Here is a 15990-nt window from a genome sequence, read left to right on the forward strand (position 1 = left end):
CTTGCTAAACCACACCACAATGTGATTGTCTACCGCTGATTAAGTGGAGTTCTGCAAATACGATGTTTTGAACATTTATAAATGACCGGTAACGGCACTCATTCGGGCCAAAGCAAGATTTGAATAGAACTCAGACGGAAACCCACGACCGCTGTTCGTGGCTCCGTTCGATGGCGTCAACGATTCGCTGGACTGCTAATCCAGCTTCAAAGTCTGGCTCATATGATCGGTTATCAGCAATGGCGGAGAGGAACTCGTAATTCTGGTGAACACACATATGCTCCCATCCAATGATGTGACCATCTGGCCACCAGCTATCCATGTACGGGTGATCGTCAGCCGTAACGAGAACGCGTTCGAAGCCGTCATTGCTCTCTGTATAGACCTCGAGTTCGTTCATTCGCTCTAGATCGAACCGAAACCCGCCTTCAGTACCATACACTTCGATCTCGTTTCCGCCTTTCCTGGTACTTGCGACTCTTGATCCCTCGAAGACACCCGTCGCTCCGTTGTGAAACTCAGCAATCGCAGAATACTCGTCGTCAGTCGTTACGGACCGCATCTCATCTTCACCGGGAAGCGGTCGCTCCGTGGTGAATGTCTCGAGGTGACCGGTGACACGGTCGATATCATCGATAAGCCATTGAGCAAGATCAAAGGAGTGCGACCCTTGATCACCGAGTGCTCCAGTCCCAGCTGACGCCTCATCGTTGCGCCACGTCCACTCGGCGTTGGGATCGGCTTGCCAGTTCTGTAGATATCGCCCCCGAAATCGTTGGATTTTTCCAAACTTGCCTGCATCTAACATTCTCTTTGCAAGCTGTAATGCCGGGACGTACCGATAGTTGAAACCGGTCGCAGTAGTCGCTTTGCTAGCGCGGGCAGCGCTTACCATCTCTTCTGCCGTCGCTGCTCGTGGTGCTAACGGCTTCTCACAGAATACGTGTATGTCTCGGTTTAACGCGGCTATCGTTGGCTCAGCGTGGATATGAGTCGGCCCCAAGTTGTAGAGGATATCAATGTCATCGAGTGCTATTTCCCACTCAGTTTCGACTGTATTGAATCCAAACCGATCGGCCGCCTCTTTGACTGCTTCAGTCGTACGCCCGATGAGGACCGACCGCTCGATCTCTGGCGCATCGGGGAAGAACATCGGTAGCCGAGCGAGTGCGTTTGCGTGAGCTTTTCCCATGAACCGATACCCAAGGAATCCTATTTTCAGTACCATATTATGTTGTGGTGGTTTGCAGATCGTATTTTGATTTAGTACCGATACGAACGTACCATCAAGCAGAGGAAATCATGCTCGAACTCGTGGCTGTATACGTTGGATCTATCATATCGAAAGTTGTGCGATAGTCTCTAACGCCATTTCTGAGCCCGTCTCGGGCGTGAACTCGAATCCTATATATTCGCCGTATCCTTCCTCTCGAAGTGTCTCGAAGATATTCGGATAATTCAATTCCCCTGTTCCCGGTTCGTGACGTCCAGGCACATCCGCAACATGAACGTAATCAATGTATTTTTGGTTCTGACGTAGGTTCGCAATGATATTCCCTTCAGTGATTTGCTGGTGATAAATGTCGAACAGCACTCCGAGCGCTGGACTGGCGACATCTTCTACGATTTCGTAGGCCGTTTCTGACTGCTCGAGGAAATACCCATCATGATCGACAGCCCAATTGAGCGGTTCTATTAAGAGAGTGACCTCAGTTTTCTCTGCCGCAGTTGTTGCCTCGCGTAGTCCCTTGACAACACTCTCGTACATTTGGTCATATGGAACGTCTCGCCTCGGTCCCAGATGAACGGTGAGGTACGGGCATCCAAGGCGCTCTGCCACCTCGATAGAGGCTTCGATGTCTTTGAGAGCGGCAGCCCGCGCATCTGGACTCGTTAACGCTCGCTGTAGGTCTTCTGGGCGAGATTGTTCGGTAATCCCTGCCAAGTTTGTGACTTTCAAGTCGTGTTGGTTGAGACGATCTTCAATCGCGTCAAGATCCTTGTCAGTCCATGTCCAAATTTCGACGGCTTCAAACCCCATATCCGCGATACGATCGATCCGTTGTGTGAACGGTTCGTCCTCGTAAACCATTTCCAAACAGATAGACGGCCTCATTACTATCGATCCCTCCCTGAATTTTGTGTCGGTACACGATTTCTGTGACTGATTTGACCATCGTTACTAGTTGATCTCACGTTCACACGTTCATTAATGATACACTGGTTAATTAGTATTTCCATCAGATCGCTAACTGACCCGAAGCCAACCCAATAGATACTGTAATTGCAGTAAATAACATCGTACGATGGCATTCCATTCGTGCTACCAATAGTGTCAGCCTGGATTTCGGAAGAACACAAGAAGTTACCCAGCCGGGACAGCGTAGAGCCCGTGACAGCCCCGTTCAGGGTTCGACAAGAATTTTAACGTGTTCCGTATCGGGATCTGACAACGTTTCGAAGCCATGCTCAACGATATTCTCTAGCGGGATCCGGTTAGTAACAAAGGGATCAGTATCTATCTTTCCACTGGCTATTAAATTGATTATCGCGTTGAACTCGCTTCGGAATGAGGAAGGTGGGAACCCGTAACAGTAGGTTCCCTTAACCGTACGTTCATTCATCACGATGTCATTGAGATCCGTGGTGATTTCGTCATCAGATATGCTGCCCACAGTAATGGTACCTCCACGTCGCGTACTCTGGACAGCCGCGTTGAATGCCGGGTCAATCCCAGCGAATTCAAACGCGGCGTTGACACCGCCCTCAGTTTCGTCAGTGATTATCTTGATGACATCGTCCTCGAAAGGATTGAGGACAACATCAGCACCTAGCTGGCGTGCGATTTCGCCTCGGCTTTCGTTCGGTTCGGAGACGAATATCTCCTTCGCACCCGCCATCTGAGCGGCTTGCACTACCGTGAGACCGATTGGGCCACAACCGAAGATCCCAATCGAGTCACCAGCCTGCATACCAGAGCGACGAACAGCATGAAGCCCGACAGCAAGCGGTTCGATAAGCGCCCCTTCCCAGAGTTCGATTTCGTCGGGAAGTTCGTGTACTTGCTGTTCTGGCACTACAGCGTTCTCAGCAAATCCACCGTCGCCTGTTTGGAAGCCAATCGCGAGCGTGTTATCACAGCGGTTGTACTCCCCGTCTGCGCAGTAGACGCAGTCGTAACAGGGAATATTCGGATGAACCGCAACGGGATCACCAACCGAGACTCGAGTTACTTCATTACCGATTTCGCTAACGACACCACTGAACTCGTGGCCGATAACGATCGGTCGACTCGCTCCAGTCTTCGGGTGGGTGTCCTCGGGGGTGAATTCTGGGTCGCTGTACTCATGGAGATCGGATCCGCAGATGCCACAACTATTGACATCAATCCGAACATCCATTGGTCCAACAGTAGTTGGTTCAACGTCCCTATCGATCCTAATGTCCTCTTTGTCGTAAAGACGTGCAGCTTTCATAATTTCTCATGTGGGGTGGCTCGTTATGGCACACCACTATAAAATATATCTGTGGCGATGTATAAAGCTTTTTTGAGTCAAGAAGCCATAAATCATCATAATACTTACCCCTTCTCCGGATGGACCAATGTAAGAGACTTCCACGGCTCACCACACAAATTCTTCACTACTAGGGTATCTTCAAGACAGTCCATCATGAGTCCACCATATTCCGGGAATATCTACCTCTACTTCTCGGATACGATGCTTCAGGTCTGAATAGTCGATAATACTACTGACGGCCTACTCGAGGAGAGGTTCGGGGTCGAAGATCAAAGGGGACAGCGGTCGAAGACGCTGGAAGACGACTTCCTCACTCAGGCGACACCGAACGTTTCAATCTGCGTTTCGACCGAACTTACGTTGTCTGCGGTGACAAAAGTGGGCCCCGTCGGGGTATGACGCGGAGTCAGGATCCCCCACCCTACCTGTGAGGCAAGGTAATGGCCCGCCAAATAGCCCTGCAATCCGGGCTGCTGGACGACCTGGGCCAGGTTGTACCCCTCCCGGATTCCCTCGGCCTGGCTCTGGGAAATATCGACACCAGCGTGGAATACCTCACCCTCGAGACCTTCATTTGTGATGTAGTCGATCGCTGGCTCACCAGCCACCGGACCGAGGCTGAAGATGAGATTTGTATTGGGGTTGCTTGAGCGGTGACTGTCGAGTCGACTAATCACACCTGACGGGTCACCCGACGGTACTTCGATCCAGTCGTTGGAAATATTTTGCTCATCAAGGACATCCTCGATCCCCTGCTGACGGAGTTCGAGGGCCGAGTGACCGGGATCCTGATTAAGTATTACAGCCCGCTCTGGCGAGGAACCTGCCTCTTCTTCGAACAGTGGTAGGGTGTTGGTTGCCAGCGTTGAGCCAACAGCAGCCTCGTTCTGTCCGACGTAGCCCTGATATGGCATTGACTGTTCGTCTTCCTCTAGGTAGCTCTGCTCCGTGACGTTCGTAACGATGACGTAGATGTCTTCTTCGGCGGCCCGCTCGAGTGTATCTCTGAACTGATCCGGGTCTGGCAACGTTACAGCAATGGCGTCTGCGCCTGAATCGATGGCAGTCTCGATGTTTTGAACCTGTTGGGTGAAGTTCGACGATTCGTCCGGACCTTGGTAGCTTCCATCTACGCCTAGTTGTTGGACCGCATTGTCCCATCCCTGGGCTTGAGCATCCCAAAACGGGTCCTGTCCCGGGGCACCGTGGGGGATGTACCGAATAGTGGCATCAATACTCCCAGACGAATCGCTTCCGCCACTGAAGACACCAGTACAGCCAGCAAGACTTGCTGCCCCAGCCGCACCGAGTGTTGCACACATCTGACGGCGGGATATCTGTCCAAACTCTACACTATCAACCGCTTGTTTCGAATCCATACCATATGATACCATGGATTACACATATATAAATATGATGGATAGTATTACAAGGTATATTGATGATGGATTATATAAATTGGAGAGAAAGTAGATCTAATTTTGCTACTACATCAAACAGCCAATAGTATACGAGATGAAACGCGGACTGCACGATACCGATAACTAATCCAGATGGAGATATCTAGATCAGTTATGGGGTGGGCTCGGTTTCCGCCGTGGCAACTGCTTTCATTTTGTCAATCAGTTCCTTTGGGCCGTCTATTTCGTCTATAGAAAACTCATCAACTGTCCGCCCACCATCCAGCAGGTGAATTCGGTCGGCGACCTCATATGCGTTGAAGATGTTGTGTGAAATATAAATCGTTCCAAGACCCTGGTCTTTTGTTTTATTTACTGTCTCCAGTACCTTCTCGGATTCCTTCACAGAGAGATTCCGAAGCGGCTCATCGAGAATTAGTAAATCAGCATCGAAATGCAGTGATCGGCCGATTTTGATGCTTTGAGCCTCCCCACCAGAGAGGTTTTCCGCCGGCAACTGAGGATCATTCATTGATGAAAGCCCGATTTCGTCAAGGACCTCTTTCGTTTCTTCGTACATCTGGTCAAAGTTGAGTCTTCCTAACCCGGTTGTCGGTTCCTTGCCAAGGAACAAGTTCCGGGCGACCGTCAAGGATGGAATTAGTTCCATATCCTGATAGACGACACTAATCCCCTGATCTAAGGCTTCATCAGGGTTTTGGAAGGAGACCTTCTCTCCTTTCCAATAGATATCGCCTGAGTCTGGTTGGTGGTATCCAACGATATTCTTGATGAGTGTACTTTTACCAGCACCGTTGTCGCCTACAAGCGCAAGGACCTCTCCTTCATTCACCTCTAATGAAACATCCTGAAGCGCTTTGATTGAACCGAAACTTTTCGTGATGTTGTTCAGCTGCAGTAGTGGTGTGTTTTCGCTCATTGTAATCACCGTTCTTTCTGCCGTATTTGATCGATGTAGCGGTTGAAGATCACTGCACCAACAAGGACGATGCCGACGAAGAGTTGATACCAGGCCGAACTCGCCCCGGCCGCGACCAGGCCCGCGCCGAACGTCCCGAAGGTCAGTGCACCAAAGAATCCTGCGTACGGACTCCCGCGGCCACCAAATAGTGCACATCCACCGAGTACGGACGCTGCGATAGCGATAAGCGGAAGCTCTGTCTGTAGGACAGGTCTGGCCGACCCGAACCGAGCGACGTGCATCAAAGAGGCAAATGCGGCAGCCATCCCCGTCAGTATGAACGCAGTTACTCGAATCCAGGTTACCCGGATACCTCGCGCTCGTGCAGCGTCTCTATCACTTCCGACTGCAAAGAGGTGATTCCCATAGGTCGTCCGATGGACAAGATACAATGCCCCAGCCAGGATGATAAACATCCAAAGGACCATCCCTTCGAAGTTAGCCCCAAATTCGTAACTAAACACCTGTAATATTCCAGGATCACTTTCTAGTGTGGCACTCCCACTGAATACTAACAGCAAGAACCCACGAATAGAGAACCAACCACCCAACGTAATAATAAATGAGTGAATGCCGGTGACAGTCACTAAAACCCCGTTCATCAGACCGATTGTACCACCCAGTGCAAGGGTAACAAGAATCGAGACAATTGGGGGGATCCCCTGATTAATGAGCAGGATGAAGAACATCGCTGACATTGCATAGTTGGCACCGATAGTCATGTCGAAGTCGCCACCAATCATCAGAGTGGCAACCATGATTGCTACTGGGGCAATCAGTGCCGTCTCCCGGAAAATATTCCCCCAGATTTCAGGCTGAACCATCACTGTCGGGTTCAGCAGAAGGAATAATGCGGTAACGCCTGACCACGTCAGGAGCGCAGCAAGGACAGGATATCCGACTATGTATTTAATTATCGGGTTTTTCACTCTATCCAACACTGTGGAATTGGTTTCCACACTCATGACTGAACCGTATGGACTTATGGTATATAAATATTTTTATCCCATATTAGATAGGAGAATACTGTGAAGTCGTTCCCCAATCTCGGCGCTAGAAAATCTTACAGAGCACTTGTTCGCAAAGTGTGTTCTACGAACTGAGGTCGTGGTTCCTATAGAGGACATTCTCTCCCAGTTCCTTCCCCAAAATTTGATGTGAATTGTGGATTACTAGCGGCTACTCACAGTTCTCACTGGTTCACAAGTTATCGAAGAAGTTGGGTAGACGTCACTAATTTCGACGGATATACGTCACAGGACAAGGAGCGCTGAGGAGAATCTGTTGGCCAATATCACCGAAGACGGCTTTTCCTGTCGGTGAGCGGCTTCTCCCACCGATAAACAATAAATCAGCATCAATTTTCTCTACTGTGCGTACGATTTCGCTTTCGGGATCTCCGACCGTCCCAAGGATTTCATGAGCGATCCCTTTTTTCTCGAGCCTATCAGCAGGTGTCTGAACGTCATCGTTCCGTTTTGCAAGATCGGCGGGCTCTAAGTCTCCTGAACCCACCTCTAAACTCATCTGATCTGTGAGATTCTCGTATTCCTCTCGAGTGAATACATGCAAGAGGTATACTTCAGCCTGAGTTGGACCCGCAACTGCTTCAACTGTATCGAGAATCTCTGTAACATTTTCACGGTCATCTGGGCCGATAGCTACCAAGACACGGTTAATCGTCGTCACCATACATACATCTTAACAGCTTAGACATTAGGTGTTGTGGTCTAATTGGAGAGAAAATCTATTGAAGCTTTTGAGTCCGTGCGCGCGTATTATCAACGGGTTCAATGAGGGATAAGTATATATGCCTGATTCTCTAAAAACGTAGCCACACAAGCTAACCAAGTGCTCTCGAGTTCCGTCGACAGGCAAAATAGCCTGTTGACTACTTAGGGAGATGAACATCTCGAACACACTATGACAATGATAAAACGTAAATTCAGTGCTGAATCGAATCTCGCCGGTGCGTGGCTCTCGATCGGCCATCCCACCGTCGCAGAAGTAACAGCGATGTGCGGTTTCGACTTCGTTCTCATCGATACTGAACACACGCCGTTGACGCTGGAAACAGTCGAGAACATGTCCCGCGCTATCGATGTCGCCGATGGGGAAACAGAAACGCTCGTTCGAGTCCCATCGGATGACCCCGTTCGAATCAAGCGGGTCTTGGACATCGGCGTTGCCGGAATAATGGTTCCAAGCATCGAGACGGCCGAAGAAGCTCGAAACATCGTCCGAGCGGTCACCTATCCACCTAATGGTATTCGCGGCGTCGCATCGGGTCGCGCATCCGCGTACGGCGACGATTTCCAGAAGTACGTCGAAAACGCCAACGACTCGGTCACGGCCGTCGTCCAGATCGAGACGGAGAGGGGCCTCGATAACGCTCGAGAGATCGCCGCGGTCGACGGTATCGACGCCGTGTTCGTCGGCCCGGCGGATCTCTCGGCGAATCTCGGGATCTTCGGAGAGTGGGAAAACGACCGCCTCGACGCCGCGATCGATCGAGTCGTGCGCGCCGGCGAGGCCGCCGACGTTCCGGTCGGAACGCTCGTCGTCGATCCGACCGACATCGAAACGCGCGTCGAACAGGACTTCGACTTCCTGATCGTCGGGAAGGACACGAGTCACCTCTCAGCCGCCAACGAACAGATCCGGCAGCGCTACGAAAAGGCGGTGTCACAGCACACGGCGACCACGATGAGCGAAGACTGACGGACTGTTTTGACGTGATTTTGCGGCGAGATGTTAGTCGCGAGACTGCATGAACAGCGACGCAATCAGTTCGATGTCGTCGCGGGCCTCGGCGATCGGCGTGGGGACCGTCGCTTCGCCGCGGACACAGGCTATGAACCGCTCTAACTCTCGTTTGAAGCTTTCCTCGCGGGTCGGACTGTACGTGGAATCGACCGTTTCCGCCGTTCCCTGTCGAATCGAGAGGGTCGCCGAATTGTACTTGACGAAGGGATGATCGAAGTCGAGTTGCAACATCCGGTCGGGCGCGTCGACCCGCAGGAACTGCTCGTGCCAGTGGCGTTCGGAATCGCCCGTCTGAAGCACGCACCGTTCGCCGCCTTCGAACGTGAGATGGGCGGTACCGAAGTACCCATCTCGGACAAAATCGACGTGATCGATCGAGGCGATGTCGCCGAATAACCCGCGGAGGGCGTTGATGTCGTGGCAGACGTGCTCGAGTTGGAAGTCATACGCCGCGGCGAGGTCCTCGTCGTCGGTTCCGATAGCCCGCTTGCATTGCTCGAGTCGGCGCTCGGAACTCCGTTCGATGAACTCGGGCTCGAGTTTCGGTTCAACCAGATCGTAGATATCCGGGAGCGACTTCGAGAAGTCGGCGTCGACGGCGTAGGCCGTGATGCTGTCGATCCGATCGACTTCGGCGAGTTCGTCGGCCAATCGCTCGTAGGCGAGTTCGAATCGGCGGTTGTATGCGACCATCGCCGTCGCATCGCTTTGCGCGGCGGCCTCAGCCAACCGATCAGCATCGGCCGGCGTGACGGCGAGCGGTTTCTCGACGAGAGTGTCCAACCCGGCGTTCAGCGCCGTCTCGACGATGTCAGCGTGAGTCTGCATCGGCGTCGTGACGATGATCGCGTCGAGGTCGGTTGCGCGGTCCTCGATCAGTCGATTCGGGTCAGTGTAGCGCCGGTCCGATGGAACGTTGTACCGATCCCCGAGCGTCGCCGTTACGTTCTCCGCTGGGTCGCACATCGCCGCGAGTTCCGCGTCCGGAACTTCGATAACGTTCGGGATGTGCATGATCTGGGCAATGGTTCCGCAGCCGATAATACCGAACTTCATGCCACCGGGTTGGCGGAGCGGTGACTAAAATCTTCCTCCGACGCCGTTCGTGGTCGCTATCTCGAGGAGGCAAACAGTCGTGACAATAGTCGGTCGCCTGGTGTTTGCCACAGTCAAACGATCGCGCTCCGAGAGAGGAACGAACTGGCTCGAATGCAATCGACAGGAAAACTCGTCTCGCGAGTACTCTCTCCTCACCCGACACGAGCAACGAATCCGCAGCGTAGCACCACCGGACGCCGATCCACGCCGTCGAGCGGGCGGCAACGCCGATTCACGACGAGAGAACGTGATCCGTCGTTCCCGTCTTCGGTCATCTCGGAGATTGACCAAGATATTTCGACGACCACGGCAACAGAGAACTACTGCCGTTCCCCAGCCGCCCGTGCGCTCCCGGAAACGCGACTGTGCCAGAGAAACAGGCGAACGAAGCAGCCACACCGACAAGTCTCCCTTCCGGAACAACGGCGAGTCCAACTGATTCGGCCCGTTTCGCTCAAGTCGCCCGATCAGTGGTCACCCACCGAGTTACGCAATCGGCCACCACGTTCGTGACACGTGAACACAGTCTCCCGAAAGAACGCCTGTAGGCTGCTTTCATACCAGTGTGGGTTCCGAACGGGAATCGGGAACCCGTCTCCGATCGGGAATTACACGATTCGAGCGTATCGACAGACGTAGCACGGTCGCTCGGTCCGTTCGCCGATACCTCCGTGTGGTTCGGTTCACACCAGTCAAAGCAGAGTCGGTTCCGGGGCACGCCTCTTTACAGTCATATCACTGTCTATCCCGTCGGAATATTCCCGGTTAAATGGCAAGCGCGTTCGAGCGTCACAAACGGAGTTACGGATCGGCACGGTCTCGGGTAATCCCGCAATCGGCGCGTCACGTCCGAAAGCCGAAACGACATCCATCGTAGTGTAACGCTGACCACTGGCACCTAAATGGTTAACTATGTCTCGCTGACCGGTCGGCCGAAATCGAGACGGGACATACGGGAATCAGCCTATCGCTCGAACGAGACGACCGATTTCAGCGTGTCGGGTGAGTCGTCGAACGCCGCCTCGATCTCGTCGAGTCCGTAGATGCCGGTCACGAGGTCGTCCAAGACGGATTCCGGGACGTCCTCGAGCCACTCCGCAGCGGCCTCGAAATGGGGTTTCCGAGCGTTGACGACGCCGAGCAGCGCCTTGTTATTGACGACGAGTTCCGTATGAAACTTGCCGCAGTCGATATCGAACGAGGCCGACTCGCCCGGGATCCCCTGTGCGGTCGCGACGCCGTTCGGAGCCAGTGCGTGTACCGCGTCGACGGCGTGTTTCGGGTAGCCGGTGGTCTCGAACACGTAGTCGGCCGGCGGGTACTCGTCAGCGAAGTCGGCGACGGGGACCTCACGCGAATCGACGTACGTACCGCCCACGGCTTCGATGAAATCGATCGTCGGGTCCGGGCGATCACGCCGTCCGAGACAGTACGTTCGCGCGAACTCGTCGCCCGTCTCGAGGCGGGCGAGCGCGAGCAGGCCGAGGTTGCCGTTTCCGAGCACGAGAGCGCTCTCGGGTCGCCAGTCGAACGCTGACCGCGCCATAGTGGCTTGGTCGAGCGATTTCTCGAGGATGCTCGCCGGTTCGACGAAGAACCCGTACTCGGCCCGGGACTCGGGAACGGAGACGAGGAAAGACGGATCGGTCGTGAAGTATTCCGCCATGTAGCCGTGCATCCCCGTGATTCCACGCTCGTGAAACGACCCCGGCGGTGCCATGTCGAGTTCGCCGTTTTCGGCAAATCGTGACCCCGGATCGACCGGCCGGCGCACCAGCGGAGCGACGACGTCCCCCTCGTTCAGTGCGGTCCCGTTGGCGTCTTCGACGACGCCGACCGCCTCGTGGCCGATCACGAGATGGTCGTCGCCGTCGGGAACGTCGCCGCCGATCTCGCCGGCCGCAATACGCCTGTCCGACCCGTCGATCCCGACCGCAAGCGTTCGGATCAGTACCTCGCCATCGGCCGGAGACGGTTTCTCCGTCCGGATAACGCGCAGTTCCGGCTCGTCCGGGAAGAGTGCGACAGCCTGCATGTCTCTGTCCCCGTTCTTGGAGGATATATAGGTTTTCCCGGCCGAGAAGCGGTTACGAATTCGGATTCGGATCCGCGAAAGCGGATGAACGATCCCTGCGAATCGGGTATACGACGATGTTCGCTCGCGATGGACTGGCAGACCGGTTCGGCGTTCCCCTCGAGCGAAACGCAGTTACTGGCAGCCAAATACATCGAACCCACTCGTACGACGGGCGGTTTGATGGTTGCAAACGGAGCTTCGGTAACCAACTACTCTCGGTCATACTTGGCCCGATGGAACGGCGTATCGACGGATGGTGCAGTAGCGGCGTCACTACTCGAGGCTGATTGGAAAGCGCCGACCGGTGCGTTTGAGCTGTCCAAACAACGAACGCGATCGCGATGGGCGATACGAGTGCCCCAGTAGCCAGCAGTAGGACGTTCACTGGCGATTTCGCCCGTGATATGAATTGTAGGGAGTCTAATTACATATCTACGTCTGTAATCCTATTGTAGTTATCTTGGTTTGCACTACTGCCATATGAAATTTTGCCCATATGTCATTTGGAGGTGGCTATAGCAGTGTATTAGATATGCAATTTTATTCAGTGCGGCCCTAGTACACACTTCGATCAAATCTCACTCGAGTAGTCGGGGAACCCGCCAAAAACGGCCAATTAGCCAATCCATCATCAAGGTATCGTATGAGAAACACATTATCTAAAGCGATCCTGCGTCTCGATGAATCCGTACGCTACAGAGCGATTCAGTGGTTATCTTACTAGATTCCGATCGGGCCATCACGAATCGGTGGCAACAGAGATAGTGTTCTTAGAATGCAATACTATTCGGACAGAAAAATGACCGTTTTCTTATTATTAAAGAAGAGAATGACTCGAGAGTGGTGTCGCCTACCATGCTGTCAAGAACACTCCAGACGGATACCGACTGTATCTACTCAAGTGTCACATGGGAGATTCTATCACTTGTTGCCGTGCACTCTCGGCTGTGTTCTATAGTAGCTCTCGAAACGACTTACACACTGATCGCACCGCTATCCTGCGATCGGGTGTGCATTGACTTTCAAGAGCTACTATAGTGCGGTTGCAAAGAGAGACGCGACGATGTGGACCGATCGACGATTTAGGCGATACGAAAAATTGTCCAATATTTGAAAAGTTATAAGAGGGTGAGGGTCCACTAGTGAAACGTGATGAACACGCAAAAGAGCACCCGACAGGAAGCGGACACCGTCGAAGAGAACGCGCTGCGACTCGAGACTGCAAAGGCCGAGCAGATCATCGACGCGCTCAATACCGACCTCGCGGACGCCTACGTCCTCTACCACCAGCTCCACAAGCACCACTGGAACGTCGAAGGCGCGGAGTTCCTCGACGTCCACGTCTTCCTCCAAGAGGTCTACGAGGACGTCGAAGACGCGGCCGACGAACTGGCAGAGCGACTCCAAGCGCTCGGCGGCGTTCCGCACGCGAGTATGACGACGCTTGCAGAGACCGCGACGGTCGAGCCCGAAGACGAGGATGTCTACGACATCCGAACCTCGCTCGCCAACGACCTCGAGATGATGGGCGATATCATCGAGAGCTACCGCCAGCACATCGAGCTCGCGGAGCAACTCGGCGACTACGCGACGGGAGAGATCCTCCGCGGGCAACTCGAGACCATCGAAGAACACACCCACCACATCGAACACTACCTCGAAGACGACACCCTCGTCCTCGAGTCCGCGACGAACTAACGACGGGTCTTCGACGGTTCCGAACCGAACTGCTTTCCAGTCGGTGCAGGTAGGCCGACGGCCGAGCGAGCCGACGAAAACCCGAGATCGGATCGAAACTCGAGGGGACTAACGGCTCACATCGACGACGTGATCGCTCGAAATCCATCCGTCGGTGTTCCCGGATTCGATGAAGACTGACTTCGTAGGACTGCTTTCGCAGACGGATATTTCGGGTCCATGGTTCGTAGCCGGTTCGGAGTCGGACGGTGCAGACGACTGGGTCCCGGTAGCCATTGCCAGTGTTTAGGCAGGCCTAAAATAAAAAGCTCGCGGTTCGTCTCAGAGTCGTCGAACGCCTTCTGGTGAACCAACGGATGATCCGGGGAGATCACACGGCAGAGCGGATCAATTGCCGTCCATTACCGCGACTACCGGTCGGTCCGCATCCAGAAGGATCGATTGGGTGACGCTTCCGAATAGCGCCTTGCCGACCGGCGATCGCTTCCGTCCGCCCAGCACGAGATATCGGGCATCTACTTCAGTAGCATAGTTCAGGATTTCTTCGGCGGGATTTCCCGTTCGTCCGATCACTTCGCGTTCCCGCGAAATCTCCTCGGAAGCCCGTTCGGCGACCGTTCGAGCGCTTTCTTTTCTGTCCTCATCCGTCGGTTTTTCATCGATGTTGACTTTCTCATTGAGGAGATGATCGTGCTCCGACTCTTCATACACGGAAACGACGTGAAGCGGTTCGTCAAAGCGGTCGGCTAACGTCGCCGCTTCCTTCACTACTACTTTCGACCTCTCCTCGTCATCGACTGCAGCAATAATCGTCATATGATATCACTAGATTTTGGAGGGTAAATAAATATGGGTTTAGTTGAAGGGACTGGTTTACGAAAGTAGCGTATTGGGGCGTGTTTAGACGCTAGTAAGAGCGGCTAAATGTCGAACTTACTAGAATGTGAAGCGGGAAGAGGAGTTTGTGTCCAGCAAACTCGCCCGCTTCACTGATCGGGTTGTCTCGCTCGCTCAAAAAGCCGTCGTCGGCGAGCCGGATCCAGCGTTCCAAGAGGGTGATGGCGGCTACGCAGACTGGGTAATCGTGGCGATTCACGGTCTCCGCGAGTATCTCGATCACCCGTATCGGCGGTTGCTGGACGTTCTTCACGAGATGCACGAGATCGTCGCCAAACTTGATCTGGCGGTGGATGAGCTACCCGATTTCACCACCGTATGTACGCGCAAGCAGGATCTTGAAATGCGAATTTGGCGAGTCCTGCTGCGGCTGTCGGCGGAGTTGCACGATACCGGCGATGTTCAGGCGATCGACGCAACTGGTATGGATCGGATCGCTGCCAGCCAACACTACGCAAAACGGACGAACTACACGTTCGAGGCGGTAAAAATCACCACGCTGATCGACTGCAAGACTGGTGCAATTCTAGATATACATTGCTCGATGAAACAACCGCACGATTCCAAGATCGGCTGGCAGATGGTCAAACGTAACCTCGACAAACTGAACATTCTCACCGCCGACAAAGGCTACGACTGGTGGCTACTTCGCCAAAGATTGCGTGCAGAAGGCGTTAAACCGGTGATCAAGCACCGCGAGTTCGGCTGGCACGGCATCGCCAATAATATCTTGCAAGATGATACGATCTACCATCAACGCTCAAACGCCGAATCGACGTTTTTCGCGCTCCGACGCAAATACGGCGAAATCGTTCGCGCTCGAACGTGGTTTGGTCAATTCCGCGAACTCGTCTTGAAATGCGCCGTCAGAAACATTGAACTCAGCGTTAGCCACTCATAACCGTGAAATCACGCGTCTAAACAAGGCCGCGTATTGTAGTGTCGCTCATCGCGACCAGTCGTAACTTCCAGTAGCGAGGAGTTCGTTGATTGCTGTTGATGGACAGGGATTCGGTTGCTCTGTTGAACGCAAGAAGGCGATAGTATTGGGTTTGTGATATCCGGATTACTACCGCTAGAAGATCGGAGATTCCGGGAACGCTTCGCGTTCTGTTGTCGAGGCGAATCTGCGATTCGCCGACCATTGGAGCGCAAAGCGCTCCAAGAGGCCGCACGAGAGCTTTGCTCTCGCGGATGTCAGCGGGTCCGGCACGCTGTCAGCCAGCCGATGTACCCAGTTCCAGATCTCTTGATGAGAGCGTTCAACGCCGAGTGAGCGAAGAATCGCTTGTGTCTCCTGAAGCGAACAACCGGTCGCATAGAGCCGGACGGCGAACGCCCTGATGGGCGTCGCCGTCCGCTCACGCTTCCAACATTCATCAAATTCCACCGCGTAGCTCTCGCTGAGCAGGTCTGTGAGCATCATTCCAAACCAACTCTACGACCTGCTCACTTCTCAAACCGCGCTAACGAGACGGTGCCGTCTCAGCCGATGTGTCGACGGGCAATCACGAGTCCCGTATCGTCTCGAGCCGTTCTGACGGCTGTCCCGAA

The 15990-nt window shown here is 53.7% G+C and carries 13 protein-coding genes and 1 pseudogene; 3 read left to right on the top strand and 11 right to left on the bottom strand.

The features are described 5' to 3' along the window. Window positions 1-130: 130 nt before the first annotated feature. The 7 genes from ACJYUO_RS17300 to ACJYUO_RS17330 form a co-directional block, all read right to left on the bottom strand. Window positions 131-1228: a Gfo/Idh/MocA family protein gene (locus tag ACJYUO_RS17300; protein ID WP_494346583.1), complete on the bottom strand. Its 1098-nt coding sequence runs from the start codon at window positions 1226-1228 to the stop codon at window positions 131-133. A gap of 108 nt (window positions 1229-1336) precedes the next feature. After that, a complete protein-coding gene (locus ACJYUO_RS17305; RefSeq protein ID WP_494346584.1) occupies window positions 1337-2092 on the bottom strand; it encodes a hydroxypyruvate isomerase family protein in 756 nt (251 codons plus the stop codon). 313 nt (window positions 2093-2405) lie between these two features. Next, window positions 2406-3476 carry a 2,3-butanediol dehydrogenase gene (locus tag ACJYUO_RS17310; RefSeq protein ID WP_494346585.1) on the bottom strand — a complete coding sequence of 357 codons (1071 nt, stop codon included), beginning with the start codon at window positions 3474-3476 and terminating at the stop codon, window positions 2406-2408. Window positions 3477-3832: 356 nt separating this feature from the next. Continuing rightward, the gene (locus ACJYUO_RS17315) at window positions 3833-4897 is read right to left on the bottom strand and encodes a substrate-binding domain-containing protein (RefSeq protein WP_494346586.1); all 1065 of its coding nucleotides are present in this window, start codon (window positions 4895-4897) and stop codon (window positions 3833-3835) included. Window positions 4898-5090: 193 nt separating this feature from the next. After that, a complete protein-coding gene (locus ACJYUO_RS17320) occupies window positions 5091-5858 on the bottom strand; it encodes an ATP-binding cassette domain-containing protein (protein ID WP_494346587.1) in 768 nt (255 codons plus the stop codon). Between the two features lie 5 nt (window positions 5859-5863). Then, on the bottom strand, window positions 5864-6865 hold the full coding sequence (locus tag ACJYUO_RS17325) for an ABC transporter permease (protein ID WP_494346588.1): 1002 nt from the start codon (window positions 6863-6865) through the stop codon (window positions 5864-5866). Between the two features lie 268 nt (window positions 6866-7133). Continuing rightward, complete coding sequence (locus ACJYUO_RS17330; protein WP_494346589.1) at window positions 7134-7592, bottom strand: universal stress protein; 459 nt, start codon at window positions 7590-7592, stop codon at window positions 7134-7136. A 231-nt stretch (window positions 7593-7823) separates the two neighbouring features. Here ACJYUO_RS17330 and ACJYUO_RS17335 point away from each other — a divergent pair, with 231 nt between their 5' ends. After that, window positions 7824-8621, top strand: coding sequence for an HpcH/HpaI aldolase family protein (locus tag ACJYUO_RS17335; protein WP_494346590.1), 798 nt, complete (start codon window positions 7824-7826; stop codon window positions 8619-8621). A 33-nt stretch (window positions 8622-8654) separates the two neighbouring features. Here the strand turns inward: ACJYUO_RS17335 and ACJYUO_RS17340 are convergent, their stop codons facing one another. Together ACJYUO_RS17340 and ACJYUO_RS17345 are read right to left on the bottom strand one after the other, a co-directional pair. Further along, complete coding sequence (locus ACJYUO_RS17340; RefSeq protein ID WP_494346591.1) at window positions 8655-9722, bottom strand: Gfo/Idh/MocA family protein; 1068 nt, start codon at window positions 9720-9722, stop codon at window positions 8655-8657. A gap of 1006 nt (window positions 9723-10728) precedes the next feature. Next, window positions 10729-11799 (bottom strand): glucose 1-dehydrogenase, encoded by a 1071-nt coding sequence (locus tag ACJYUO_RS17345; protein WP_494346592.1) that lies wholly within the window; start codon window positions 11797-11799, stop codon window positions 10729-10731. Between the two features lie 1194 nt (window positions 11800-12993). Here ACJYUO_RS17345 and dpsA point away from each other — a divergent pair. After that, a complete protein-coding gene (gene dpsA, locus ACJYUO_RS17350; RefSeq protein WP_494346593.1) occupies window positions 12994-13539 on the top strand; it encodes a DNA starvation/stationary phase protection protein DpsA in 546 nt (181 codons plus the stop codon). A gap of 387 nt (window positions 13540-13926) precedes the next feature. Here the strand turns inward: dpsA and ACJYUO_RS17355 are convergent, their stop codons facing one another. Beyond that, complete coding sequence (locus tag ACJYUO_RS17355; protein WP_494346594.1) at window positions 13927-14355, bottom strand: universal stress protein; 429 nt, start codon at window positions 14353-14355, stop codon at window positions 13927-13929. Between the two features lie 127 nt (window positions 14356-14482). Here ACJYUO_RS17355 and ACJYUO_RS17360 point away from each other — a divergent pair, with 127 nt between their 5' ends. Then, window positions 14483-15337 carry an IS5 family transposase gene (locus ACJYUO_RS17360; RefSeq protein WP_494346595.1) on the top strand — a complete coding sequence of 285 codons (855 nt, stop codon included), beginning with the start codon at window positions 14483-14485 and terminating at the stop codon, window positions 15335-15337. A 300-nt stretch (window positions 15338-15637) separates the two neighbouring features. Here the strand turns inward: ACJYUO_RS17360 and ACJYUO_RS17365 are convergent. Further along, a pseudogene (locus ACJYUO_RS17365) lies at window positions 15638-15862 on the bottom strand (IS6 family transposase); the annotation flags it as partial. Window positions 15863-15990: the final 128 nt, after the last annotated feature.

The sequence above is a fragment of the Natrinema sp. CRL1 genome (genome assembly GCF_059162405.1).

Bases quoted from the DNA above. Each gene is read 5' to 3' on its own strand.
- ACJYUO_RS17300 (WP_494346583.1), bottom strand. From the start codon at position 1,228: ATGGTACTGAAAATAGGATTCCTTGGGTATCGGTTCATGGGAAAAGCT.
- ACJYUO_RS17305 (WP_494346584.1), bottom strand. From the start codon at position 2,092: ATGGTTTACGAGGACGAACCGTTCACACAACGGATCGATCGTATCGCG.
- ACJYUO_RS17310 (WP_494346585.1), bottom strand. From the start codon at position 3,476: ATGAAAGCTGCACGTCTTTACGACAAAGAGGACATTAGGATCGATAGG.
- ACJYUO_RS17315 (WP_494346586.1), bottom strand. From the start codon at position 4,897: ATGGATTCGAAACAAGCGGTTGATAGTGTAGAGTTTGGACAGATATCC.
- ACJYUO_RS17320 (WP_494346587.1), bottom strand. From the start codon at position 5,858: ATGAGCGAAAACACACCACTACTGCAGCTGAACAACATCACGAAAAGT.
- ACJYUO_RS17325 (WP_494346588.1), bottom strand. From the start codon at position 6,865: ATGAGTGTGGAAACCAATTCCACAGTGTTGGATAGAGTGAAAAACCCG.
- ACJYUO_RS17330 (WP_494346589.1), bottom strand. From the start codon at position 7,592: ATGGTGACGACGATTAACCGTGTCTTGGTAGCTATCGGCCCAGATGAC.
- ACJYUO_RS17335 (WP_494346590.1), top strand. From the start codon at position 7,824: ATGACAATGATAAAACGTAAATTCAGTGCTGAATCGAATCTCGCCGGT.
- ACJYUO_RS17340 (WP_494346591.1), bottom strand. From the start codon at position 9,722: ATGAAGTTCGGTATTATCGGCTGCGGAACCATTGCCCAGATCATGCAC.
- ACJYUO_RS17345 (WP_494346592.1), bottom strand. From the start codon at position 11,799: ATGCAGGCTGTCGCACTCTTCCCGGACGAGCCGGAACTGCGCGTTATC.
- dpsA (WP_494346593.1), top strand. From the start codon at position 12,994: ATGAACACGCAAAAGAGCACCCGACAGGAAGCGGACACCGTCGAAGAG.
- ACJYUO_RS17355 (WP_494346594.1), bottom strand. From the start codon at position 14,355: ATGACGATTATTGCTGCAGTCGATGACGAGGAGAGGTCGAAAGTAGTA.